Raw genomic sequence first — 24,034 nt, forward strand, 5'->3', positions numbered from 1 at the left:
TAATAGCTATGTTACCCCTAACTAGTGTATAAATATTGAACAGGTAGTGGTGTGGTTTTAGCAGGTTACACTCTCTGTAGAGGCGATGTGATTGAGGTTGCAAATGACTTAATGGTTAAAATAAGTATTTCTTTAAATTCATCAGATTTAAATTTATAAAATGGCGATAACACTATAGTTTCATGTAAAATAAAATGGGCCCAGTCGTAAAAATCTAATTTAAGGCCTGCACAGACCTCTTTATATCTAACTTTTAAAAAACTCTCATATTCATTAAGAAGCATTTGTGGAATAGCTGCTTCATCTTCATTTCCAGAATTATTCTGGCTATAAATTGACTGTCGCATAATTACAACTCCTTACACCATGCTTAAATAAATTGCTTCAGAATAGAAATAGCTTGTAATTTTAATAAATGCAAATAAATTGCCAAATGTCATAGGGTTGCTGTTGTTTCGTTTTTAAATAGAGAAGTGCTGTTAAAGATAGTTTTTTAGTTTCTTAAGTTGATAAGTAATAAAGTTTATGCGGATATATAAGTGTAAATAATAATATGAAAAACATTAAATAAACTATAATGAATGAAGATAGATGGTTTTTATAAAAACAAAATAAAATAAAGCAGGCTGTTTATGTTAAAAAATGCAATTAAGGCTTCATGTTTTTTTACTTTGTTCGCAGCTAGTGGTTATGCAAATCATAACTGGAATAATTATCATTGGGCCAGAACAACAACGGCTTTTAATTTACAGGTGGTTGATAGTATGACTGCCAGTTGGGAAGGAGAGCTGGTTGAAGCCCTGTCTAGGTGGTCTTACTCAAATGTCATCAGTTTAGCTATTACTTCCGCAAATGATAGTCACCATACCCGGAAAAGGTGTCGTATGGTGAAAGGCCAGATACGGGTATGTAATGCTGAATATGGTTTTAATGGGTGGCTGGGGCTTGCCACAATAGGTTTAGATGCTAGTGGTCATATTGATCGTGGCACTGCGAAAATGAATGACTCTTATACATCCTATTGGGCAATTTTAGGTGAAAAAAATCATGTGATATGTCAGGAAATAGGGCATGTTTTAGGTTTAGGACATACGAGTGAAGATGGCACCAGCCAAAAAACTTGTATGGATTACTCTACAGATCTTGATAGCCAGTGGCCAAATGGGCATGACTACAGTGAGCTTGAATCGATTTATCAACATGTCGACTCTTATGATAGTTACGCAAACAGCAGTACTACTGAGTCAATAGAGGGCTGTAATGCTCCTCCTGACAAAGGCTGTAATAAAAAAGCCAATAATAATGTAGGCGCAGACATTCCCCCAATGGGAGTGCGAGTGCATAAAGGTCGAAGTCATGAGTTATGGGCTGCTCCAAGACGAGATGGAGGGTTATGGATTCATCATATCAGGTTAGTACCAGAAGGATATTAATAAGGCGGCCTAAAGTCAGTGTTAAAAATACGTTTTTCCGCTCAATAGGTGTGAACCGTATATTAAAAAGTAGGCGAATCTTTAATATTGAAGCAGAGCTGCAATATGAGTAATAAATTTCCTATAAAACAACTCAAATTGTATAAATTGGGTGAGATTGCTCGATCCGAATTCATCGATACTTTTACTAATAGCGGTGACTTACTAGATAAAGAAAAGCGTAGTTTTTTCTTTAAGTTATTACGTAGTCAGAAACAATCTAAAAAAATACCGCAAATAAAAAAAGGAAAGCACGTGATTAAGCTGAATGCTGTTGTGTGGCTGCACTTTGTTATACCGCCTAAACAAACTATTACCTTTATGCTTGTATATAAAGATATGACTGGAGAGTATGGCGTTATCATAGAAGAGGTTCAACCTGGTTCTGTTACATCAATGATGCTGTCTAACACAGTAGAGTTAGAATATATAGGAGATATTGAGTACATGCGAGCTTGTTGTGCTGGAATAGGTGCAGGTGAATCACTAACTGCGGAAGGCCTAAGTGTAAAACGAGTTAAGTCTGCAGAAGAAATAAAAACTGATAAAATGGCATAATTTAAATGGTTATTTTTAATAAAAACATCTTATTTATTGTATTTATATTTTTAATTAAAGATTAATCTATTATTTTGTTGCTCTGTATTGTCAGCTGAATTGTGCTTGTGTATAGTTAATATATTAATTGTTGTTTTACTAGTAGCTCAATGTAAAGCCTGTAAAAATAATAGGCAAAGGAAGAAAAGCATGAAGTTACGCAAAGATGACAATCAAAGCAACTTCTGTATCTATGCAAGAAGGCTCTCTGATCGTTATTTTAAAGCAAGCCATGGCTGGTATTTTTATACTCGGGAAGGTGAGACAATAGGCCCTTATTATGACAAAAACTCTGCTGTTTGTGGAGTAAATGATTATATTGAATTTTTATCTCTAGCATCTTCTACTGTTCTAGAAAAATACTTTAAATATGCGCAGAAAGAAACGAGTCACTCAAGTTAGATAATATCTGATTGTGTGCTCAAAAAGATAGATTTATTTTTGACAAGCTTTTAACAGTTTAAATATAAGAAGTCTGATATGTTGTTATAGATTCTGAGGCTTTATCGCTAGACAGTTTTAATTTGTAAATTGCTTATCAAAAAGCACTTTACTATGGTGTAGGCAAGCGCAGCTGTTGAGTCTATAAAAATTAAATAGAGGCTTATATAATTGAAATTAAGAAAATTGAATCAGCTAAAAAAACTAAAGACAGTAAAGACAGTAGTGTATATAAGCTGTATAAGCCTTGTTGTTTGGGTTGCGGGATGTACAATTCACCCTCGAACAGGTGAGGTGGAAGTTGATGTGCCCGAGACAATCCACATTGAACCAGGGGCATCACCTAACAACGGTAAGTTCTGCCCCCCAGGTCAAGCAAAAAAAGGACGTTGTTAATATACCCAATGCGTAGGATTTTTAGGTGAGGCCGTCAAGTGACGGAGCCTCATGAGCCTATATTAATAGGTGATTGGGGTGACAGTTAAATGCTCCATGCATTAACTGCATTCACACCATCCTTGGTGATTAGGAACGATGATAACAAAACCTAAAAATGATTCACGACGGGTATAGTGTGAATGATTAGTGCTAAGCAGCATATTTTATTCCTACATTGTCTTGGTGCTGCCAAACTACTTCACCTACCTTGGAATTACTCGATCGATTCAACTGCACCAGTTGGCCAAGTTTTAATGGCTCATCACAGCATACTGCTGCACCGCCGGCAGACTGATTAACAATAGTACAATGAATATGCTCGTGGCCATTACCTGCATCAATTTCGGCGGGTTCGTAACAGTTGATACGGGGGGAAATACGACGGTCTTGAGGTTGATTGGCCCCAGGCCCAATGCCTAAGTATTGTACTTCATCATAGTCTAACGACTTGAGTAAGTTTTCTGGTTGATAATTTTTATTTAGTTCCATTAACTTTTCGACACTAGGATGAATAAATTCATTCAAAGCCGGAAGTAACCCTTTTTTATGACGTTGACTGGTTCCGATTGCTCGGCCAGGTTTCTTTAGTTTGGTTAAGTCAAACAAATGATAAAGCAATGAGTAAGTCTGGTTGATGGTCGGGAGTGATGTACCTGAGGTGTTTTCTATTTGTTGAATATATTGCTCAATATCAGACACCATTTTGGCATTAAATTGTAAACCTGCCTCACTGGCTTCTCCCATCATCCACAATAAGGCTTGATCTGATAAATAGGAATCTATGTAACCACCGCCAACATCGGCATGAACCCCACTAAACCAAACTTGCTTTATATTTTGTTCAGGTGATAACTCAGCAGTTGAGTTAGTCCAGAGATCAGGGTCAAAAGGACCGCGCTTTTCATCAATAGCGATAGCCTGGCGGGCAATTTTAACATTGTTGCCAAGTTTTGTGTCAAAAAAGCCAACCCAGTATTTATGCGACAGCTTTTGTAAAAAAGGTAAGGGAATTCCTAGTGCACCTACTGTATCCCAAACACCTAGAAAGCGGATGGCAACATTATTGTTAGAAATCTGTTTAATATGTAAATAGGCTTCATGCTCATTTGTCAGAAACCGTTGCTCTGGAGACATGCGATAATATTTGTAAGCTTTTGGTAACAAGTCCAAGTCATTTTTGTTTAATAACCCTATTAAGCCAATAAGTCCGCAGAGTGCCCGGATAGTATAGGCCCCTCTACTAAACCCAAAGCAGTAAATGTCATCTCCTTTACAATAATTATTGGCAAGAAATCGGTAGGCTTGCAGAATGTTTCGTGAAATACCAAAGCCAGTAAAACCACCTAAGTATCTTTCAATCAATCCTTCGGTGCCAATACCTGGGTCATAGAAAACCACTTGGGGAATTTTCAAGCGCAAACCAGGGCCTGAATAAGCCATCGGCTCAATTGCTCGCATGATTTTTACTACATTAGTAGGAATCATGCGTTTTGTCTTTTTGTCTATTTGATCTGGCCGGTTCCAAGTGCCATCACAGCATAAGATAATTCGTTTGGCCATTGTATAACTTTCATCAAACAGCTTTCAAAAAACGGTAACTACCATTGTAAGTATAGAAGCAAGGTCGGACTAATAACGAAATTATTTGTTAGTTTGGGGCATGTATACTCTTCGCGAATGATTTTTAGGCTTTGTTACCATCGCTCTTCACCCCAGTCATTTAGTTTATCTAAACTCCTGGGGCTTCATCGCTCGGTGGCCTCGCCTAAATAAACCTTCTCTGTGAGTATATACCACTTTATTTTTACACCTAAAAATGATTCATGATGGGTATATATCAGCTAATGGCCCTTGTGAATAGCTTGGCAACTTCACTGAGTGAAGAGTCTTGTATCCCTAGTCCACCTTAAATAGGTAGACATAAATTTGACAAATATATCCATATAATTCGTCAAATAAACAAAATTGACATTGATTCTATATAACTCTGACGACTAATTGACGCTTCTTTTTGATGCAATTCATAATAAGAATGGCCACTCATCACTAAAAATTTGTGGCTTGTCTTTTACGCAACCGCAAAACTCCCAGTGTACTAACTTATTTATTAGAAGAGCGAATCAATATGCATGGAGAAAAGGATATATGCGGACAACAGGTTTTACGCTCATTGAAATGTTAATTACTTTGGTCATTGCTTCTATTATTTTAGGTGCTGCATACCCTGCTTTTAATAATATGATTAATGAAAATAGGCTAACCACAACAGCAAACTCTTTTATTGGAGCATTATCTATCGCCCGTAATGAAGCTATTAAAAGAGGTGTGCAAATTAGTGTTGTAGCTAAAGATGCAAGTGATAATAATAATGAGTGGGGGAGAGGTTGGACTGTGCAGGATGCGGCTAGTAATGTAATTAGGGATTTTCCCTCGTTAGATCAACAAAATATTAGTTTAAATAGTACCAATAATTTCAGCACCATTACCTTTAATGCTCGTGGTTTTTTAGCAACTAATCAAGATACGGTTAATCTTCAGCTGCCGGGTGCAAGCTCAACCAGATTAATTACAGTTACTGCTTCTGGTGTTACACGGATAGAGAAAAAATAATGAAAACTATCGGTAACTTATCTGTAAAAAAACTGCCTATCATGATGAACGAAATAAGTTTCAAACAGCAAGGTGTTGGAATAATGGAAATACTAATTTCCATCCTGGTCCTTTCTATTGGTTTGCTAGGTTTGGCTGGAATGCAGGCAGTTGGTTTGAAAAATAATAACCAGTCTTTTGATAGAAGTTATGCTGTATTTTTGGCTAATAATATTTTAGATAGAATTAGAGCAAACCCTAACGCAGATTATACGACAAATCTGAATACTGCTCCTTCAGTTGCAGCTAATAGCTGTGAGACAGGAGCATGTAATGCTAGTCAGTTAAGAGATTATGACCTTGCCCAGTGGAAGTGTTTATTAGGAAGGTTTAATAGTAATGGTAACTGCGCTACATTGACCATTGGTGGTGATGGCCAGGAAGCACAAGTAGAAGGTTTATTAAGTGATGGAACTGGTTCTATAGCCAGGACTGTTGCAGGAGGGACTGTACGTTATACCATCACAATTGAGTGGGCTGATCCAACCAATGTAACAGACCCTAATGATCCCGCCAATACAGGTGTTAACAACCGCTCATCTTATAGTATGGTTACGGATATATGAATATTAATAAAATGCTTAAAAATAAGGGTTTCACCATTATTGAGATGATGATCTCGCTGGTATTAGGAGCATTATTATTAGGCGGTATCATCAGTCTATTTACTAACAACCAGCAAACCTATCGTATTATTCAAGGGACTGCAAATTTGCAAGATAATGCCCGATTTGCGGTTGACCTTATTGGTGAAGATATTCGTATGGCTGGCTACATGGGGTGTTTGTCGAATTTATCAAATATTTCACTAAAAAATGTATTGAATAATACTGGAGATGATTTTGCCTATCAATTTAATATAGGAATAGAAGGATTTAACAGTAATGGAGCAACCTGGGCACCTGTATTACCTGCTTTTATTTCAGGTATGGCTCCCGCACCTGAGGCAAATACCGATGTTATTGTGATTAGAAGAGTTATTGATAATGGGGCTTCTCTGGTAAGTAATAACCCTTCTCCATCAGAAGATATGAAAATAGAAGATAATACGACACTTGAAGATGATGAAATAGTAATTATAAGTGATTGCACCAAAGCAACATTATTTCAAGTTACAAGTGCTAATATACAAAAAGGAACTGGTCATATTAATTTAACCCATAATGCAGGTGGCAAATTTACACCTGGCAATAAAAATGAGCCGCTAACTGATGGACCAGGGTATAACCCTGGGGAAGCTAGTATCTATAAATTCGTTTCCAATGTTTATTACATTGGCAGAGCACAAGATACCAATGGAAATAACATTAATAATAATCAAGGCAATCCAGTACTTTCTTTATGGAGGAGACAAGCAGCTGCTGCCCCTGTTGAAATATTACGAGGAGTAGAAAATTTACAAATACTTTATGGCGTAGATACGACAGCCGGTTCGCCTGATGGAACAATTGATCAATATCAAAATGCCTCTGCAGTGGCGGATTTCAATCGCGTAATTACTGCCAGGGTGGAACTAACAGTCAATTCAATCGATGCTATTGGAACCCAAGGTGATGGTGTACTACGTAGGACTTTTTCGCATACGGTAAGACTAAGAAATAGAGGTAGTTAAAATGCTAACAACTAAATATCCGAACCCGCAGTATTCTAAATTAATATCTGAAAATATTGGTCAATATAAATTAGCTGCTAAACAGCAAGGTGCTGTGCTGTTTATTAGTTTAATTATTTTGTTGGTGCTATCAGTTATTGGTATTAATGCGGTAGATCGTACTAACCTGGACTCTAAAATTAGTGCAAATTTCAGAGACTATAATGTCGCATTTCAAACGGCTGAAGCAACATTAATGGATGCAGAAACCTTTGTGCAGAATAATATTGGAACGTTAGCTGACTTTTCTGATTCTGGGGCAAATGGTCTTTATTCTAAAAATGCTGCAGATAGTTCTATGTGGCAGAACTGGAAAAATATTAATACCAAGGAAATATCTTCGCAGAAAAAATCTGACTTTAAGGTTAGCGGTACTCCTGAATACTATATAGAAAATTACGCAACCATAAAACCTGAAAATGCTTCTTTGAATCAAGATAATTACGGAGAAAGTGCAGCTTTAGGTGAAGTTGAAGTTTTTCGTGTAACAGCAAGGGGAGTGGGTACTTCACCTGACTCGCAAGTTATTTTACAAAGCATGTTCGCAAAACAAATGTAGTTTAGGGTTTTTGAGGGGTACTAAAATGAAATGCCATAAGCAGCATATAATGAAAAGGACGCCTATTGCGCTGGCAGTTGCATCAATCATAACTTTACAATCATCACATTCTGGGCCGCTAAACTTAGCTCAAAATGCGTTAGAAATCGCACCTGGGGCTGAGCCAAACGTTGTCATTTTGTTTGACGACTCTGGTAGTATGGATTGGGAAGCATTAATGCCTTCAGGTGTAATGACCGCTAACCAACCAAATGGAACAAATATAAGTGGTGCAAGTGGCACTGTCGTCCATCAGTCAGGTTGTACTTATGCTTATTACTATGGTGTAGACTTTAATTCGAATACTTATGGCTCTCATTGTTATGTGGCAGAAACCAATAACTGGCGATTTAGGAACAGTGACTTTAATAAACTTTATTTTGATCCTAATAAAGAATACAAGCCCTGGCCTGGTTTAGATAAAAATGGGAATCCATTTACAGATATTGATGTCACTAAAGCGCCTGATAACCCCTATGACCCTAAAGAGTTTATAGACTTAACCAAAGATAATGAAATATTTCCAAGAGGTAGCTCTACAGTAGGATTTAAATATTATACATGGAAAGACGACGGTGATGGCCTTTTTGAAAATGGTGAGCAAACTGCATTTAGAATAAAAAATGCTGATGCAAAAACTAAACAAAACTTTGCTAACTGGTTTAGTTATTACCGTTCTAGAGATCTGGTAGCAAAAGGAGCCTTAGGTTTTGTTTTGGAAGATTTAACCAATGCGAGAATTGGCTTTACCACTATCAATACCAAGGCAAATAATTTTCCTGTGGCGTCAATGAATGCTTCTGCACTATCTGGAAATAAAAAAGCATTATTGGATAAAATATACGGCACACCCATTCCTGCAAGAGGAACTCCGCTAAGAAGTAACTTACGCGATGTAGGTAAATACTTTGCCTGTGAAGTTGGAAACCGGTTTGATGCTAGTGGTGTTAACTGCCCTATCCAACCTGCTCCTATTGGTACTTGTCAACAAAATTATTCGTTATTAATGACTGATGGCTTTTATAATGGTGGGTCTCCTAGTGTAGGTAACCAGGATAAAAACAGTAGTAATCAATTTGATGGCGGCGCGTTTGCTGATGGTGTAAGTGAAACGCTGGCAGATGTAGCAATGAAATATTATAAAACGGATTTATCAGGCTTAGATAATAAGGTGCCTACTACTAAATATGATATTGAGCGTTCTACTTCGTTAACAACGGATGATACCTTACATCAGCATATGGCGACTTTTACAGTGGGTTTTGGCTTAAAAGGCAGTGTCAGCAATTTCCCCACTAACCCTTCAACAGCTTTTAATTGGCCTAATCCCTTTGCGAGTAATTTAGCAAAAGTTGATGATTTGTTACATGCTGCATACAACGGGAGAGGCAACTACTTAAGTGCTGGTGATCCAACCCAGTTAGTTGCGGGTTTACAAGAAATGTTCCGAGGAATTCAGGCTGATTCTGGTGCAGCCAGTGCTGTAGCATTTAATACCCAAAGTATTAAAACAAACTCAGTAGCCTATCGAGCTGTATATAACCCTAAATTAAATAATGGTGATGTATTTGCTCACCCTGTTAATCCGATTACAGGCATTGTCGATACGAATACAACACTATGGTCTGCAGCTGAAAAACTGGATGAAAAACTATCAGGTAACAGTGTCAATAACCGTAATATAATTACTTATCGAGTTAATGCCGATGGCACAAAAACAGGTATTCCCTTTAATTATGACTCTCACTTAAATACTACTCAAAAAACATATTTGGATAACCCTGTGCCATTCGCATTACCTGCTGGTTATGGCGATAATGATGGTAAAATAGGAGACGAGCGCCTTGCCTACTTAAGAGGTGACCAATCTAACGAAGGGGATAAAGCCGATCAGGGACAGTTTCGTGGCCGTTTAAAAAATAAAGGGCGGTTAGGAGACATCATTCATGCAACTCCTAGCTATGTTGGTGCCCCTATATTTACAGGCCGAGATAATGATCCTTATCCTACCAGTAAGCCCTATTCAAGTTTTGCTTCAGCCAATAGTAATCGAACCCCAATGCTTTATGTTGGTGCTAATGATGGCATGCTCCATGGGTTTAATGCTAATACTGGTGAAGAAGTATTTGCTTATATACCCAATATATTTTTTGATAAATTAACTGAGCTGACCCACCCTGATTATGTCCATAGAATGTATGTGGATGAAAAGCCTAGTATTAATGATGCTTTTTATAATAATGCCTGGCATACCGTATTAATTGGTGCACTAGGTGCTGGTGGTAAAGGTTTATTTGCTCTGGATGTTACCAATCCAGCGACTTTTGCAACTGAAGCGGGTGCTGCCAATAATGTTATGTGGGAGTTTACCTCAAAAGATGATGCTGACTTGGGTTTTACCTATAGTCGCCCCATTATTACCATGACAAATGCTAAGGAAGGTGGAGAAAAAATATGGGTAGCCATTTTTGGTAATGGCTATAACAGTAGCAGTGTTGATGGTGATGCAACTCTGTTTATTGCAAAATTAAATGGTGGCCTTGATGGAAGTTGGGTTATCAATCAGGATTACTATAAATCAGTTACCGGTAAAGGTAAGGCAGAAAGCAGTGATGGGCTAACTCCTAATGGCTTAGGTATTCCTAGAGCAGTAGATGTAGATGGAAATGGAACTACTGACTATGTGTATGTTGGTGATTTGCAAGGCAACTTATGGCGGTTTGATTTATCGGGAACTAACCCTGGCTCTTGGAATGACGCGAAAAATCGACAAATTATTTTTACTGCAACGGATCCTAATGGCAACCCACAGCCCATCGTCAATCAGCCTATAGTCGTGCGTAACCCACAACCAGGGTTAGCAGGTGTAATTGTAGTAGTGGGCACAGGTACTTGGATTAAACAGGATGATATTGGCTCGACGGATATTCAATCCATGTATGGTGTTTGGGATGATTTTACCAGTAAAGGTTACCCTGTCAGCAAAAGTGAACTAATTGAGCAAAACTTTATTAATGAAGTTAATCAGGTCAGTGGCTTTACTGTTAGAAGCTTAACTAATAAAACAGTGACTTACTCTAAAGATAAAAATGTAATGGGCTGGCGGCTTGACTTTGATGCGACCCAAGCAGGAGGAGGGGGTATTGAATACCCAGGTGAACGAGCTGTGCGCAAGCTATTCTTAATTGGTAATAGTCTGTTAACAAGCACTGTAATACCTAACCCTGCTTTAGCATGTGCGGTATTGCCTGGCGGTTTCTTGATAGGCATTGATCCAGTTACTGGAGGACAGTCAAAAACCACTGTTTTATTTGATTTGAATAATGATGGAACATTTGATGATAAAGATAGCTTGCCCAATGGTACATCCATATCAGGTATTAGATTGGATGAAATACCAAATGACCCATCTTTTATTGGCAATAGAATAGTGATACAGCAGCATAGTGGAAAAGTAACTAGTTTTGGAGCCAACTTGGAAGGAATGAATACAGGGCGACTCTCATGGAGACAGTTGTACTCTGAGTAACTTTTGGAGCTAAAGTGATGAAATATGTCAAGATATGTAAGTACTTAAAACTATATATTATGCCAATGCTGCTTGTTGTTAGCTTGGCAAATGCAGAAGATATTGCTGAGCAAAATATAGTAACTGATAATTTGCCAGCTTATTATCCTGCTCAGTTTGAGCAGGTAAGGGTTATTAATACGATTAATTCTGGAAAGAATTTTCTGGAAGCAGACGCGCTGCATTTTAGTATATGGAACAATGCCAAGGTGCATTTATTGAAAACTGAGTTTGGCAACTTGGTTGATTTAAAGCCAGGCATGGTAATAGGATTTACTATCAAACAGTTTGGCGATACCAGCTATATTAATGAAATATGGGAATTACCTGAAGAAATGGCACCTCCTCCACAATAAAAATAGAGAAAAATAATGATGAAACTAGACAGGTTGGGTCTTTTGGCATTAGGTTTTAGTTTAATAGAGTTGCTGATAGTCATTGCAATTGTGGGGATTTTGGCAGCAGTTGGCTATCCGTCGTACCAAGAATATGTTATGAGATCTCGTCGTGCTGATGCGCAGTCTGCCTTAATGCAAATGGCCAATGCTATGGAGCGGCGTTATACAGAAGCGTCGCCGGCTCGTTATACTGGCTTAGCAAATGGAGGAGCTAATACGGGGGTGCCTGATGCTGGTTTTTTTCCAGACCAAGTACCCATTGATGAAACAAACCCTACTAATCCATCTCATGATTTGAGAATTAATAATGCCACTGCAACTATGTATGTGATTACAGCCCAGCCAGTTGTTGGTGGCCCACAAGTAACTGATGGCTATTTGGCTTTATCTTCAACAGGCGCTCGTTGTTGGGTTGAAGGAACTGATACGCCGCCCGCTACAATGACTGATCAACAGGTGAGGACATGTACTGGTGGAGTAAGCTGGTAGTATGCTGTGAACACTTGTCGTAGTGTATAAGAAACTAGATTAGTTGACGAATAGTGCTGTTTACTGATTCTAAATAGCCTCTGCCAAATAAATTTAAGTGGTTAAGTAAATGGTAGAGGTTATATAGTGTTTTGCGCTGTTGATAGCCTTTTTCAAGTGGATAAACAGTTTGATAGCCTTGGTAGAATGCGCTGGGTAAGCGTCCAAACAACGCTGTCATGGCAAGGTCAACTTCTCGGTCTGCGTAATAACAGGCAGGATCAAATAGCACTGGTCCTGTTTCAACAAAACCAGTGTTGCCTTTCCATAAGTCTCCATGTACTAAAGATGCTAGTGGCTGATGATCATTCAGTTGATTGTAAATAGCATCAATAATCTGTGGGTTTGAAAATGTTAGTTTGTAGCCATTATTAACTGCTAAGTCCAGTTGATATCCAATGCGTTGTTGGGTAAAAAAACTTGCCCACTCATTATTCCAGCTATTTTTTTGAGCTGTGTGCCCAATAAAATTATCACTGGGCCAACCAAAGTGTTGCTTATCATTATTAGCTTTATGTAAGAGTGCTAGCTGCTCACCATATTGAAACCAATTTCCCGTAGTGACTAGATTGAGATATTCCAAAACAAGGAACTGGCTATCTTCATATTCTCCAAATACTATTGGCTCAGGTGCATCCATTGTTTTTGTAGCCAGAATAGCAGTTAGCCCATTGAACTCTTGTTGAAACCAATCAGATGGCGCGCCAGATTGCAGCTTAAGAACGAATTGCTGATTAGCGCCTTCTAGTTTAAAGGTTTGATTAATATCTCCTCCTTGAATGGGAAAGACTGTTGTAGTGTGAAAGTCCTTATTAAGCTTGCAACTGATGAGTTTGTCGATAGTTATTATTAGCTGAGTATTTAAAGTTGGCATTTAAATATCCCTGTAAGTCAGTGAGCTATACTATCAATTTAACATTGACTATAAAGTAAAAGTAGTAGGGGCTGTGGTTTTGCCGCTAAGAAAAAAAGTATTACTCTTATTGTTGGTCTGCTTTGGGCTATCTAGTTCATATGTATTGGCTCAATGTCAAAAAGAAATGTTCTTAATCGCCTGGAATGGTTATGAACCTTTTTTATATCAAAATGAGCATAAAGAAGTTACGGGACTTGATACATTAGTAATTAAAAGGGTATTCGATAGAGCTGGTTGCAAATATCAATTTATAGAAATGCCCTGGAAACGCTCTTTGTTAGAAATTAAGCAAGGCAATTTGGATATGCTGCCTACTGCTTCAATTACAGATGAAAGAAAAAAATATGCTCTATTTAGTGTTGAATATCGTGACGAAGAATATCGAATTATTGTCCGAAAAGGAGAGGCTGAACAATGGCCATTAAACAAGCTGTCTGATGTTGTTAGCTTACAGATGCGTTTACTGGTTGAGTTAGGCGCATGGCTTGGGGATGAATATAATACTGCTAGAAAAAATGCTAGCTTTGAGCAGTTGCTGTTGAAAATGCCACTTGTGGACCACAGAGCACTCAAAATGCTGTTAGCCAGTCATGTGGATGGCCTGATTATGGAGCCCCCAACTGCGAAGTATAAAGCAATGGAGCAAGGAATACTGGATAAAATCGAAGTTCACCCATATGTGGTAAATGCTGACCCTGTCTATTTTATGTTTAGTAAAAAAACAGTGAGCCACAAAGACATAAAAATAATTAATAAAGCATTATTAGAATATAAAGGTTCGGCTGAATATAAAGCTCTATATGAATTTAATAAATAGCACTAAAACTGGTGAATGATTACACTCGGTTGTGAAAAAAATCTATTAAATTCTTGTCTATACTGATTGCTAAGTAAAGATTTCTTAAAAATGACAATAGTTTGACTATTGTTTGCCATATAGGTGCAAATATTACTTTTATGACGATGTACATAGGGCTCACCACTATAAGTGCATCTAAAAGTGGAACAAAAGTAATGTGGTTACAATGTAAGTGGCTTGTTGTGTTACAAGTTACTACAGGTTACTGACGGTATGCTGCTTAGTAAACAGAAATATGGAGCTGTTGCCAAACGATTACTCATCGCTGTTGTTGGGGTGAGTACTACAATTGCTATTTTAACTACCAGTGTACAGCTAGGGCTTGATTATTGGGAAGATATGCGCAGAATGAATGGCGTTTTTCAACAAATTAAGGCTTCTAGTGTGCCAAGTATTATGCGTTCGGTATGGTTATTTGATGAGCCTCAAATAAAAATTCAGCTAGATGCATTTGTTCAAATACCAGAAGTGGTATATGCCGAAATTCGCCAGGACGATGAAGTTGTTTGGAAGGCTGGTAAAATTGAAGCAGACCGGACTCTAAAAGAAGAAGAATTTGAGCTGATTGCTAAGCCTCTTAACTCATCTCCAATTGACTTAGGGAAATTGAAAGTAGTGGCTGATATGAGCCAGATTTATAGTCGGCTTATAGATAAGTTTGCAGTTATTCTAGTTTCAAATGGCATAAAAACAGCAATTGTAGCTGTGGTTATCTTACTCGTATTTTGGAACCTTGTAACACGCCATCTCATTAGAATGTCTGAATATTTAAAAAGCACTGAGCCAGGAGATGCTACGAAAAAGCTGACTTTATTACGTGGACCAAGTAAAGAAAATGATGAGTTGGATATATTAGTTAATGCAATAAATGACAATTATCAACACTATGCAAGTAATAAGCACTATTCAAGTATTTCTGATAATGAAGGTGTTCTTTATAAAAAAGTTGGTGAAGAATCTGCAAATGAAGATAGTAATGCTGCTAATGTAACATTGCAACAACAAAAGCAAGATGTTTTAGTTGAAACAGAAAAAATGGCTGCACTAGGTGGATTATTAGAAGGAATAACTCAGGATATAGAGCATCCTTTATCAACAAGTAAGTCAGCTACTAAAGCCCTTCAAAATCAGTTGTTAGAAGCTGAGCATCAGTGTGATGAAGAATCAGTCAATAAAAATGTTATTTTAGCGCTTCTGCATAATTGCCAGAATCATATTAAAACCCTTACTTCAAATTTGAATTCTGTACACCGAATGACGTCTAATATTCGACGATTTGCTAGCGATAGAGAAAAAGCGGTCTTTAAAAATGTTAAATTAAAGGAAGAGGTAGAAGAAGTAGTAGATACTGTTTTGTCCCAGCACCCAACAAAAAGCATCAATACCATCATAAATATTGATGAAGCTATTCTTTTATCAACCTACCCAGCAGCAATTCATCAGTTATTAATAAACCTAGTTAGCAATGCATTGCAACATGGTTTTGGAGAGGGGGCTGTTGGAGTGCTTAAAGTAGGTGCTGAGGAAAAGGGAGATACAGTTGTATTAACAGTAGCAGATGATGGTAAAGGTATGGATCCTGAAACGCTTGCTCATATCTTTGACCCTTTTTTTACAACAAAAGTAAACAAAGGAGGAACAGGGCTTGGCATGTACATAGTTTACAATATTGTTACTCAGAAACTGCAAGGAACTATTATCTGTGAAAGCCAGCCAGATAAAGGTGCTAAGTTTATTATTTCACTTCCTTCTTTAGAGCTTACTAATGTTGTTGATTTGGGTGCAAGGTAAACTGCACAACATTTCAGTTGTACCCAGTACAAAGGGTATATTCTCAGTATAGTTCATGCTTACATCTAACTATTCTGCAGCGTTTAGACCGAGCTGATGCTTAGTCATACGTTCTGTAGTTTGTTGAAGTTCTCTACTCCCTTCTGCTATTGAAAGATTACAAGCTTTTCTGTGGTCTAACCTTTAATAATGCCTGTAGCGTGTAAAAGCAGGTTATATAATTATTCACAAAGAAGAGTATACTTACTGTGTAGGGCTAACGGGCAGTGATAGGAGATAAGAATGCATCAAACGGTCAAAAATTATTATGGAAAGGTCTTGCAAAATTCACAAGACTTAAAAACCAATGCTTGCACTACAGACACAAAACTGCCTCCCCATATTCGACAAGCCCTTGCTAATGTACATGAAACCGTATTGAGCCGCTATTACGGCTGTGGATTAGTCGCTCCAGAAGGGTTAACTGGATGCAAAATTTTAGACTTAGGCTGTGGTTCTGGCCGTGACTGTTATGTTTTAGCCCAGCTGGCAGGAGAGTCTGGGCATGTATCTGGGGTCGATATGACTGATGAACAGTTGGCAATTGCATCTCAGTTTTTGGATTATCACCAACAGCAGTTTGGTTTTAAAAATAGTAATGTAGCTTTTTATAAAGGTTATATTGAAAACTTGGCAGAGCTTAATTTTGCAGAAAACTCTTTTGATATAATTATTTCTAATTGTGTAATTAATTTATCACCCGATAAAGAGTCGGTATTAAAGCAAGCATATCGCTTATTAAAACCTGGTGGAGAGATGTACTTTGCTGATGTTTATGCTGATCGGCGAATTTCGCCAGAGCTAATTGATGACCCTATATTATACGGCGAATGTCTAAGTGGGGCACTTTATTGGCAAGACTTTCTAACTATAGCTAAACAAGCTGGGTTTATAGACCCAAGATTAGTTAGTGACAGAGTAATAAAAATAGAACAGAGCGAAATTAAGCAAAAGCTAGCTAGTATTAATTTTTATTCAGCCACTTATCGATTATTTAAACTGCCAAAATTAGATAGTAATTGTGAAGATTATGGGCAGGCGGTTATTTATAATGGATCAATTCCTTATAATGAAGAACAGTTTGTGCTCGATAAGCATCATATTATTGAAACTGGAAAAGTATTTCCTGTCTGCGGTAATACCTGGCGTATGCTAGCTGAAACTCGATTTCAACCTTATTTTCAATTTATTGGTGACTTCTCTAAGCATTATGGTGCTTTTGAAGGTTGTGGTATAACACTACCATTTGCCAAGGATGAAGCAGGAGCAGCTGTTGCAGGTTGTTGCTAAGAGAGGCGTAGTGAAATGGAGCTAATAGCAAGTAGTCGCTTAGAAAGAAGTAATGAATGGCACTTTACCAGTAAAGGAGAAAAAAGGGGATATATCCAACCCCGAGGCTTAGATGAACTTTGGTTTCATATTGGTACAGCTTGTAATTTGTCTTGTTCGTTCTGTTTAGAAGGTTCTAAGCCTGGTGACAATCGATTACAGTTAATGCGCTTGGCAGATGTTAAGCCTTTTATTCATGAGGCACTAACATTAGGTGTACAACAGTTTTCCTTTACTGGTGGAGAGCCGTTTGTCGCTAAAGATATGGTTAAAATCCTTAACTATGCGGCACAATATAAGCCCTGTTTGGTATTAACCAATGGTACTGATCCAGTGCTCAAAAGAATGGACAGTATTCTATCTTTAAAAGATACTAAATATCCTATTGCTTTTCGGATAAGTTTGGATTATGTAAACTCGCAATTACATGATCAGGAGAGAGGGGAGGGCTCATTTGTGAAGTCTCTACAGAGCCTGCAATTACTCCATCACAACGGCTTCAAAGTTTCTATCGCAAGACAAATGGTTGATCCTAATGAAGATAAGGTCAAGCAAGACCAGGCTTTTTACCAATTATTAAGCCAGTATGGTTTGCCTGATAGCATTAATATTATTGCATTTCCAAATTTCTTTCAGCCAGGTAGTACAGTGGAAGTACCAGAAATAAGCGAAACTTGTATGACTACTTATCATACAGAAGAAAGCAGACAACAGTTTATGTGTGCTTATAGTAAAATGTTGGTTAAAGTAAGTGGGAAAGTCAAAGTGTATGCTTGTACCCTGGTGGATGATGATAAAGATTATGAAATAGGTAATACATTGACAGCAGCCCTTACGACCAGGATAAGCTTAAAGCACCATCGTTGTTTTAGTTGCTTTGCTCATGGAGCAAGCTGTAGCGAATAAATCCCATTTGCATCAAGAGAGTATATTTACTAATAAATTCAATATAAGTTTGGAAAAGGATGAAAAGGTTTGTTAGTTTCTTAGTGGATATCCAAAAATATAAAAAATAGTTGCTAAATCCTGCAATAACTAACTTTTACATAAGATAAATTACGCCCTGCGCTTTGGGTATGCCTTTCGCGTCATTTGCATAAGGTATATATAGTGTCGTAGATATTTATTGTTGTTAAGAAAATTCATGCCTGCCATTTTTAGTGTTAGCCAACCAGCTAATTTGTATACCTATCAAGAAGCCCCAAACACATTTAGTGAAACCTACTTAGGTGTACTATCGAATGGGAGCACAGCGAAATTACGGCTGACTGACTCAAAATCTAAAGAGCGGTTTGATCAACATGCGAAATCCTGTTCAGTTCAAACCAAAAGCAGCCTTCATAAATTAGCTAGGTTAAAAATTGTTCGTATTTTGAGTCAAGGAGAACAAAAAGTCAGCAAGCCGCACACAGCAACGGCTACCATACCTTTAGTTGTAGCAAACTTTCTCACTTTTATAAAAGAAACATTATTCAATGGGGTAGGCTCTAGTAGCTATGTAGATAGTGTTGTAACTAAGCAAAGTCATAGTTTAGTCGTCAAGTTAAAATTTTACCCTTCTATTATAAAGGAGGAATTGCTTGAGTTAATAAAATTGTCTGAACTAACTGAACTGTCTGAGTTAAGAGAGTTAGATACTATCATTGATAAGCTGAAAACTCAGGTAATAAGAAACCAGAATAGAAAACAAATCACCACTGATGATGAGTATCAACAACTATTGCAATATGTCCCAGAGATATTTATCAATATACTGCTAATCAACCTTTCCTTCCTCAGGCAAACTAGGGCCACTCCCTGTTTAATTTGAGTTGGGTATAAAGTAGCCAAGTGTCAAGTGTTTGTACGATGACAGAGCCTGGCAGTACCATTGTATCTGAGCTATGGTATGTCAGACTAATCCCATCATAGCTTAAGTATTAAAGTACTGTAATGGATAAAATTGATCATCGCATGAGAGTAACGGAGTCAGGATGGTTGTTGGAATGAAACAAATTAAATTAAATAGAAACTACAGATTAATTTAAAAGGAGATATATTGCTTAAAATGACTGCTATTAATTTTTATGCATGATCCAGAGGGCAATGCTATTGAGATTGTTGAGTTAGATAAAAAATTAATGATTATATTGAATAAATATAATCAGGCTTAGATCTCTAACTATTTTTTATTCTATTGTCTGGGCTATGGGCTAATCACCCACATAAATAAGTTCCTGTGCCTACTGCACATAAATCATTTCGATTATTATAAAACTCAGACCGAGTCACTGCTACTTTATTTCCAGATCGTAATAATGTGGAGTTAACATAAAAACCTTCTCCTCTGCCTGGGCGCAAATAGTCGACTCGTAAGTCGATGGTACTCACTCGGGCTAAACGTTGGATACGTTCCTGAATATCCACATGTTCTAGCTTGCAAAATGCCCCAACCAGCGCCATGGCACCACCGCTGACATCAATCATGGATGAGATAACACCACCATGTAAAATGCCTGTGATATAATTGCCAATCAACTCCTCCTTCATTGGTAAGTGCATTTCAACTAAATTAGGAGTGACATTGGTTATTTTCATACCAACCAACTGATTGAAAGGGACTTTGTCAATAAAGCTCATAACGGCGGCTTTAATTTCAGGTAAAAACTCTTCATATCCAGTAGTCATATTGCAATACTCTAGCAATCAGTTAGTACCAACGTTTAGTTGGTTGTCAATGGACTAACCGCTAGCCCGAATATTTCTATGGATTAATGTAATATTCGGGGTGGCGATTGAACTCTAGAGATATTGTATCATTAAGCACAACCTGTTGTATTAAATAAGAGCAATGACTTGCTTCACTAGCTTAGTAATGCCTTCGGCAGCTTCACTGATACGATTGGCTAACATATAGGCTGGAGTGGTTACCAGCCTATGTTTTTCATCAACAACAATATCACTAACTGCACAGCTTTGGTGTTGGGCACCCATTTCTTCAAGTGCAGCAGCAGTTTGTTCATCATTACCAATAGTGCAGATAACAGAGTCACCATAAATTTTGCTGGCAAGGGCTGGAGCAATGCAAATTAAACCAATAGGTTTGCTATTTGTTGCAAATGACTGACATGCTCTTAGTACACTTTCAGGCACATCCATTGCGGCCCCTTTAGCTGCAAAGTTGGATAAGTTTTTTGCTACACCGTATCCACCAGGTAATATTAGTGCGTCAAATTCACTGGTAGCTAGCTGGCTTATATCCTTTATATTACCACGAGCAATTCTTGCAGATTCAACTAAGACATTACGTTTTTCTGGAGTAGCTTCACCAGTTAGGTGATTGATGACATCTGTTTGTTCTATATCAACTGCAAAACACTGATAATTTACATTTAATAAGTCAAGGTTAAGCAGGGTTAAAATAGATTCATGAATTTCCGCGCCATCAAGAAAGCCACAGCCAGACAGAATAACAGCTACTTTTTTTGCCATTGTTAATGTTCTCCAATTATTTTATTTGTGCTAGTCGGGACTTGTTTTTAGGTGTAAAAATTAGCAAGAATACCTATAGAGAAAAGAAATTCTACTTTAGTTGTATATTGCTAATAGCTGCATAGTAGCAAACCAGTTAGAAAAGAGAAACAGACTAGATGGTCATCACTTTATAAGATCCTATACCCTTTGCGAATGATTTTTAGGTTTTGTCGTTGTTTTTCACCCTAATTACTTGTTATTTACAGGATTGTGAGGCTTCGTCTCTTTGTGGTCATACTTAAAAAAACATTCGTACGGGCTGCCATTATACCTTAGTTGTAGTGCTTGGTAGTGTGATGTAGCGTTTTGCGAAAAACATATAAGTACTCAGACGTATTGTTGTTTTACCAATAACTGCTTGTAAAGTATCGTTTACAAACGAAAGTTGTTTTTAGTAGGTTTTCTTCTGTTGATTAATGACAAAGAAAAATTTAACTTGCTATCATATCTGTCACCAAAAACATTATTACTCAAAAATTAAATAAAAGGATAGAGTTATGAAAAAAATAGCAAAAAAAATACTCACCACAGCGACTTTAATTAGTGCTGCTTTTGTTGGTAATGCAGTGGCAAACAATTATCTTCCAATGACTATTGGGGACTATGTTGTTTATCAAGGTGAAAAAAGTAATCAGCAAATCCCATCAAAAGTAGTTGAAGATGACGGTACCTGGAAGTACTTCAAAAACTTTGGTGGTTTAGGTGACCTTTGGTTGCATTTAAGTGATGATAATAAAATATACGTTTGGTCCGAAACTGATAAAAAAGTACAGTTGTTTGTCGATTTAAATTCAGCTGAAGGCAATGTGCAGAAAGTAAGCATTGCTCCTTGTAATAATGGTGAGGTAACAATTACTAGCCGTGCAGAAGAAGCAAAAGTTCCTGCTGGTACCTTTGATAATATAATTAAACTGTCGTTCCGTAATAATTGTGCGGATGCAGGTGTAACTGAGCTATGGTTAGCACCCGAAGTGGGTGTAATTAAATGGTCTGAAACTTCAATTATGGGCCCTAGGGATTACCAAATGGTTCGTGGAAACGTGTTAGGTAACACTTATCCACAGAAATAATTTATAAGTCTTTTTAAAAGGCAGACCGGGTTGTTTCCAGTCTGCCTTATTTTTACAACACTCGTGTTGTTTTCCAGTAGTGTCGTTGCCAATAAGACTGGTTAAGCTTAGATATAATGACCCCTTTGGATTTGGAAACATGTAAGAAGCGGTTGTTTCCCAAATATATTCCAACATGCTGATAGTTTCGGCTGGTTTTAAAAAATAATAAATCACCTGATCGACGGTTTTTTAGTGAAACTGTTTTGCCTGTGCGAGCTTGTTGCTTGGTTGATCTGGGTAGTTCAAGGTTGAATATCGTCTTATAGGTTTGTTGAACGAAAGATGAACAATCGATTCCTGACCTATTTGTTCCACCATATCGATAGGGTACTTTTTGCCAGTGTTGATAGTGTTGCTCAAGTCTTTTGGTGATAGTGTGTTCAGAAGCTGAAGCACTTAAGGGGTCTTCTGATACCAATGGAGAGAAGCTGCAGCCTAAAAGTAAAGTGAGCAAGCAGCTAGTTAACAGGGTTAGTATAGTAAGTCTTAGTTGAGTTATAGGCATTCAGTCCTCATTTGGTCAACATATCAAAAAAGTTTTGCAGTTTAGCCTGGGTAATTCACTAAACATACGGACTTTCAATAGTTTATATAGTTGATATTAACCGAAACTGAACTCAATCTTTGATTGTGTTCGCTTACAAAAAGCTACTGACTTCTCTGCATAGGGTTAAGTGTTTAGAGACACTCTTTATTTCCAGTGCCATTACAGCAGCTACAATTACTTGTTAAGAGTAGCGCTGTATTGTACGACCTATGACTGATATCACTCTAATTGGTGTCATTGCTAGTTGTGGCCTAATATTGTCCACCTCCATAGCTTTTGCTAAAGCAACTGATATTGTGACTTACCCTCGGCCTGTAACTGCAGACGATAAGCGTACCCAATACCCAGCAAAACTATTGCACTTAGGATTGAGTAAATCAGGTGAGTCGTTTCAAATTCAGCCTAGTGAAGGCGTTATGTTACAAGGTAGGGCGCTGAAACTTTTAGAACTTGGTAAGGTTGTAGATGTGGTTTGGTCAATGACCTCTATTGACCGAGAGAAGAAGCTATTGCCTATCAGGGTACCGATTTATAAGGGGTTGATTGGCTGGCGACTACCACTTATTAGAGAGATAGATCAACGTAAATTTGCTGCCATTTCCCACTTGGGTTTGCTTAAACCACTATATGCTGGCCAAGGCCATGATTGGCCAGACACAGTAATTTTAAGGGAAAATGGCTTTCAAGTGAGTGGGGTAGCTTCTTACGAAGGTCTTTTCAAAATGTTGTCGCAAAGACGTTTTGATTATTTCCCTCGTTCTATTGTTGAAATTTGGGCTGAAGCAGAAAATCATGCTGACAAAGGGATTGTTGTAGAAAATAGTATTGTTATTAAATACAAAACGGCATTCTACTATTTTGTTAATAAAGGTGGTCAACGTTTAGCCAGGCTGTTGAGTAAAGGTCTGTATCAGGCTATTGAAGATGGTAGTTTTGATCGCTTATTTATGGAGCATCATCAAGAGATATTAAGTAAAGCTAAGCTGGAACAGCGGAAAATATTCACTATCCCCAATCCTATCTTACCTGTAAATACGCCACTCAATGAGCCGAAACTGTGGTTTGAGTTAAAGGATCTTGGTAAAAAGTCTGATCAATGATAGAGCCCGCTAATAGCAGGCCCTGTTAGTGCAAAGCTAGGAACTGCTACTCTTCACTTTCGCATAGTTCTGCGTAGCCTTCCGCATCTAATAATTCGTTTATTTCTTCTTCATTAGTAAGTTTTACCTTAAAAAACCAGCCGTCACCATAAGGGTCAGAGTTGACTAGTTCAGGCTCATCTTCTAATGCTTCATTAACGGCGACTACTTCACCTGATATTGGAGCGTAAATATCTGACGCTGCTTTAACAGACTCTACAACACCTGCATCATCACTGGCTGATAAATTTGCGCCTAGATCAGGTAGTTCAACAAATACGACATCACCGAGTTGCTCTTGAGCGTGGTCAGTGACTCCTATAACAGCTGTGCCATCGCTTTCCAATCGAATCCATTCATGGGAGCTTACATAACGTAATTCTGAAGGAATATTACTCATAATGTTATTTACCCTCTAATGGTGTATCTGTCTTAGGCTGCTTTTGTTG

24 protein-coding genes are annotated in these 24,034 nt (G+C 37.7%); 17 read left to right on the forward strand and 7 right to left on the reverse strand.

The window, feature by feature from the left end; genetic code table 11:
* Positions 1–65: 65 nt before the first annotated feature.
* Complete coding sequence (locus OQE68_RS12940; protein WP_180570604.1) at positions 66–347, reverse strand: hypothetical protein; 282 nt, start codon at positions 345–347, stop codon at positions 66–68.
* A 285-nt stretch (positions 348–632) separates the two neighbouring features.
* Here OQE68_RS12940 and OQE68_RS12945 point away from each other — a divergent pair, with 285 nt between their 5' ends.
* The 3 genes from OQE68_RS12945 to OQE68_RS12955 all read left to right on the forward strand — a co-directional run bounded on the left by OQE68_RS12945 (position 633) and on the right by OQE68_RS12955 (position 2,471).
* Positions 633–1,433 carry a zinc metalloprotease gene (locus tag OQE68_RS12945; RefSeq protein WP_180570605.1) on the forward strand — a complete coding sequence of 267 codons (801 nt, stop codon included), beginning with the start codon at positions 633–635 and terminating at the stop codon, positions 1,431–1,433.
* 105 nt (positions 1,434–1,538) lie between these two features.
* Positions 1,539–2,030, forward strand: a complete 492-nt coding sequence (locus OQE68_RS12950) for a hypothetical protein (protein WP_180570606.1) — start codon at positions 1,539–1,541, stop codon at positions 2,028–2,030.
* A 189-nt stretch (positions 2,031–2,219) separates the two neighbouring features.
* On the forward strand, positions 2,220–2,471 hold the full coding sequence (locus tag OQE68_RS12955; RefSeq protein WP_180570607.1) for a DUF6316 family protein: 252 nt from the start codon (positions 2,220–2,222) through the stop codon (positions 2,469–2,471).
* Positions 2,472–3,098: 627 nt separating this feature from the next.
* On the opposite strand, the gene OQE68_RS12960 is transcribed toward OQE68_RS12955, so the two are convergent.
* Positions 3,099–4,508 (reverse strand): phospholipase effector Tle1 domain-containing protein, encoded by a 1,410-nt coding sequence (locus OQE68_RS12960; protein WP_180571949.1) that lies wholly within the window; start codon positions 4,506–4,508, stop codon positions 3,099–3,101.
* A 585-nt stretch (positions 4,509–5,093) separates the two neighbouring features.
* On the opposite strand from OQE68_RS12960, the gene OQE68_RS12965 reads away from it, so the two are divergent.
* The 7 genes from OQE68_RS12965 to OQE68_RS13000 are packed head-to-tail and all read left to right on the forward strand — an operon-like array spanning position 5,094 to position 12,301.
* On the forward strand, positions 5,094–5,558 hold the full coding sequence (locus tag OQE68_RS12965) for a GspH/FimT family pseudopilin (protein WP_180568183.1): 465 nt from the start codon (positions 5,094–5,096) through the stop codon (positions 5,556–5,558).
* Positions 5,558–6,163, forward strand: coding sequence for a type IV pilus modification protein PilV (gene pilV, locus OQE68_RS12970; RefSeq protein WP_219339995.1), 606 nt, complete (start codon positions 5,558–5,560; stop codon positions 6,161–6,163). Before OQE68_RS12965 ends, pilV begins: the two co-directional genes overlap by 1 nt.
* Complete coding sequence (locus tag OQE68_RS12975; RefSeq protein WP_180568181.1) at positions 6,160–7,209, forward strand: PilW family protein; 1,050 nt, start codon at positions 6,160–6,162, stop codon at positions 7,207–7,209. The genes pilV and OQE68_RS12975 overlap by 4 nt, the downstream gene beginning before the upstream one ends.
* A 1-nt stretch (position 7,210) precedes the next feature.
* Positions 7,211–7,807, forward strand: a complete 597-nt coding sequence (locus OQE68_RS12980; protein WP_180568175.1) for a pilus assembly PilX family protein — start codon at positions 7,211–7,213, stop codon at positions 7,805–7,807.
* Between the two features lie 49 nt (positions 7,808–7,856).
* On the forward strand, positions 7,857–11,375 hold the full coding sequence (locus OQE68_RS12985) for a pilus assembly protein (RefSeq protein WP_180568174.1): 3,519 nt from the start codon (positions 7,857–7,859) through the stop codon (positions 11,373–11,375).
* A gap of 17 nt (positions 11,376–11,392) precedes the next feature.
* The gene (locus OQE68_RS12990; protein WP_180568173.1) at positions 11,393–11,770 is read left to right on the forward strand and encodes a hypothetical protein; all 378 of its coding nucleotides are present in this window, start codon (positions 11,393–11,395) and stop codon (positions 11,768–11,770) included.
* Positions 11,771–11,785: 15 nt separating this feature from the next.
* Positions 11,786–12,301 (forward strand): type IV pilin protein, encoded by a 516-nt coding sequence (locus OQE68_RS13000; protein ID WP_289623312.1) that lies wholly within the window; start codon positions 11,786–11,788, stop codon positions 12,299–12,301.
* A gap of 34 nt (positions 12,302–12,335) precedes the next feature.
* Here the strand turns inward: OQE68_RS13000 and OQE68_RS13005 are convergent, their stop codons facing one another.
* Entirely contained in the window at positions 12,336–13,214 is an 879-nt protein-coding gene (locus OQE68_RS13005; protein ID WP_180568172.1) for a fructosamine kinase family protein, read from the reverse strand.
* A gap of 145 nt (positions 13,215–13,359) precedes the next feature.
* Here OQE68_RS13005 and OQE68_RS13010 point away from each other — a divergent pair, with 145 nt between their 5' ends.
* The 5 genes from OQE68_RS13010 (at position 13,360) to OQE68_RS13030 (ending at position 19,084) form a co-directional block, all read left to right on the forward strand.
* Positions 13,360–14,073 (forward strand): substrate-binding periplasmic protein, encoded by a 714-nt coding sequence (locus OQE68_RS13010; protein ID WP_180568171.1) that lies wholly within the window; start codon positions 13,360–13,362, stop codon positions 14,071–14,073.
* 255 nt (positions 14,074–14,328) lie between these two features.
* Complete coding sequence (locus OQE68_RS13015; protein WP_180568170.1) at positions 14,329–15,906, forward strand: sensor histidine kinase; 1,578 nt, start codon at positions 14,329–14,331, stop codon at positions 15,904–15,906.
* 282 nt (positions 15,907–16,188) lie between these two features.
* Entirely contained in the window at positions 16,189–17,235 is a 1,047-nt protein-coding gene (locus OQE68_RS13020) for a methyltransferase domain-containing protein (protein ID WP_180568169.1), read from the forward strand.
* Positions 17,236–17,250: 15 nt separating this feature from the next.
* A complete protein-coding gene (locus tag OQE68_RS13025) occupies positions 17,251–18,180 on the forward strand; it encodes a radical SAM protein (RefSeq protein WP_180568168.1) in 930 nt (309 codons plus the stop codon).
* A gap of 238 nt (positions 18,181–18,418) precedes the next feature.
* The gene (locus OQE68_RS13030; protein ID WP_180568167.1) at positions 18,419–19,084 is read left to right on the forward strand and encodes a hypothetical protein; all 666 of its coding nucleotides are present in this window, start codon (positions 18,419–18,421) and stop codon (positions 19,082–19,084) included.
* Positions 19,085–19,470: 386 nt separating this feature from the next.
* Here the strand turns inward: OQE68_RS13030 and OQE68_RS13035 are convergent, their stop codons facing one another.
* Entirely contained in the window at positions 19,471–19,941 is a 471-nt protein-coding gene (locus OQE68_RS13035; RefSeq protein ID WP_180568166.1) for a thioesterase family protein, read from the reverse strand.
* A 150-nt stretch (positions 19,942–20,091) separates the two neighbouring features.
* On the reverse strand, positions 20,092–20,745 hold the full coding sequence (gene elbB, locus OQE68_RS13040) for an isoprenoid biosynthesis glyoxalase ElbB (protein WP_180568165.1): 654 nt from the start codon (positions 20,743–20,745) through the stop codon (positions 20,092–20,094).
* 539 nt (positions 20,746–21,284) lie between these two features.
* Here elbB and OQE68_RS13045 point away from each other — a divergent pair.
* Positions 21,285–21,857: a hypothetical protein gene (locus tag OQE68_RS13045; protein ID WP_180568164.1), complete on the forward strand. Its 573-nt coding sequence runs from the start codon at positions 21,285–21,287 to the stop codon at positions 21,855–21,857.
* A gap of 52 nt (positions 21,858–21,909) precedes the next feature.
* Here the strand turns inward: OQE68_RS13045 and OQE68_RS13050 are convergent, their stop codons facing one another.
* Complete coding sequence (locus OQE68_RS13050; RefSeq protein ID WP_180568163.1) at positions 21,910–22,404, reverse strand: NlpC/P60 family protein; 495 nt, start codon at positions 22,402–22,404, stop codon at positions 21,910–21,912.
* A 251-nt stretch (positions 22,405–22,655) separates the two neighbouring features.
* On the opposite strand from OQE68_RS13050, the gene OQE68_RS13055 reads away from it, so the two are divergent.
* Positions 22,656–23,546, forward strand: a complete 891-nt coding sequence (locus tag OQE68_RS13055) for a type 2 periplasmic-binding domain-containing protein (RefSeq protein WP_219339994.1) — start codon at positions 22,656–22,658, stop codon at positions 23,544–23,546.
* A gap of 46 nt (positions 23,547–23,592) precedes the next feature.
* Here OQE68_RS13055 and gcvH read toward each other — a convergent pair whose 3' ends face one another.
* Entirely contained in the window at positions 23,593–23,985 is a 393-nt protein-coding gene (gcvH, locus tag OQE68_RS13060; protein WP_180568162.1) for a glycine cleavage system protein GcvH, read from the reverse strand.
* Between the last annotated feature and the right edge of the window lie 49 nt (positions 23,986–24,034).

Origin of the sequence: Spartinivicinus marinus (genome assembly GCF_026309355.1) — a bacterium.
Taxonomy (GTDB): Bacteria; Pseudomonadota; Gammaproteobacteria; order Pseudomonadales; family Zooshikellaceae; genus Spartinivicinus; species Spartinivicinus marinus.

Excerpts from the sequence above, each read along its gene's own strand:
- OQE68_RS13030 (WP_180568167.1), top strand. The coding sequence starts at position 18,419 with ATGCCTGCCATTTTTAGTGTTAGCCAACCAGCTAATTTGTATACCTAT.
- OQE68_RS13025 (WP_180568168.1), top strand. The coding sequence starts at position 17,251 with ATGGAGCTAATAGCAAGTAGTCGCTTAGAAAGAAGTAATGAATGGCAC.
- OQE68_RS13050 (WP_180568163.1), bottom strand. The coding sequence starts at position 22,404 with ATGCCTATAACTCAACTAAGACTTACTATACTAACCCTGTTAACTAGC.
- OQE68_RS12940 (WP_180570604.1), bottom strand. The coding sequence starts at position 347 with ATGCGACAGTCAATTTATAGCCAGAATAATTCTGGAAATGAAGATGAA.
- OQE68_RS12955 (WP_180570607.1), top strand. The coding sequence starts at position 2,220 with ATGAAGTTACGCAAAGATGACAATCAAAGCAACTTCTGTATCTATGCA.
- OQE68_RS12985 (WP_180568174.1), top strand. The coding sequence starts at position 7,857 with ATGAAAAGGACGCCTATTGCGCTGGCAGTTGCATCAATCATAACTTTA.
- OQE68_RS13005 (WP_180568172.1), bottom strand. The coding sequence starts at position 13,214 with ATGCCAACTTTAAATACTCAGCTAATAATAACTATCGACAAACTCATC.
- pilV (WP_219339995.1), top strand. The coding sequence starts at position 5,558 with ATGAAAACTATCGGTAACTTATCTGTAAAAAAACTGCCTATCATGATG.
- OQE68_RS13035 (WP_180568166.1), bottom strand. The coding sequence starts at position 19,941 with ATGACTACTGGATATGAAGAGTTTTTACCTGAAATTAAAGCCGCCGTT.
- OQE68_RS12975 (WP_180568181.1), top strand. The coding sequence starts at position 6,160 with ATGAATATTAATAAAATGCTTAAAAATAAGGGTTTCACCATTATTGAG.
- OQE68_RS13045 (WP_180568164.1), top strand. The coding sequence starts at position 21,285 with ATGAAAAAAATAGCAAAAAAAATACTCACCACAGCGACTTTAATTAGT.
- gcvH (WP_180568162.1), bottom strand. The coding sequence starts at position 23,985 with ATGAGTAATATTCCTTCAGAATTACGTTATGTAAGCTCCCATGAATGG.
- OQE68_RS12990 (WP_180568173.1), top strand. The coding sequence starts at position 11,393 with ATGAAATATGTCAAGATATGTAAGTACTTAAAACTATATATTATGCCA.
- OQE68_RS13055 (WP_219339994.1), top strand. The coding sequence starts at position 22,656 with ATGACTGATATCACTCTAATTGGTGTCATTGCTAGTTGTGGCCTAATA.
- OQE68_RS12965 (WP_180568183.1), top strand. The coding sequence starts at position 5,094 with ATGCGGACAACAGGTTTTACGCTCATTGAAATGTTAATTACTTTGGTC.
- OQE68_RS13015 (WP_180568170.1), top strand. The coding sequence starts at position 14,329 with ATGCTGCTTAGTAAACAGAAATATGGAGCTGTTGCCAAACGATTACTC.
- OQE68_RS12950 (WP_180570606.1), top strand. The coding sequence starts at position 1,539 with ATGAGTAATAAATTTCCTATAAAACAACTCAAATTGTATAAATTGGGT.
- OQE68_RS12960 (WP_180571949.1), bottom strand. The coding sequence starts at position 4,508 with ATGGCCAAACGAATTATCTTATGCTGTGATGGCACTTGGAACCGGCCA.
- OQE68_RS12980 (WP_180568175.1), top strand. The coding sequence starts at position 7,211 with ATGCTAACAACTAAATATCCGAACCCGCAGTATTCTAAATTAATATCT.
- OQE68_RS13000 (WP_289623312.1), top strand. The coding sequence starts at position 11,786 with ATGATGAAACTAGACAGGTTGGGTCTTTTGGCATTAGGTTTTAGTTTA.
- elbB (WP_180568165.1), bottom strand. The coding sequence starts at position 20,745 with ATGGCAAAAAAAGTAGCTGTTATTCTGTCTGGCTGTGGCTTTCTTGAT.
- OQE68_RS13020 (WP_180568169.1), top strand. The coding sequence starts at position 16,189 with ATGCATCAAACGGTCAAAAATTATTATGGAAAGGTCTTGCAAAATTCA.
- OQE68_RS12945 (WP_180570605.1), top strand. The coding sequence starts at position 633 with ATGTTAAAAAATGCAATTAAGGCTTCATGTTTTTTTACTTTGTTCGCA.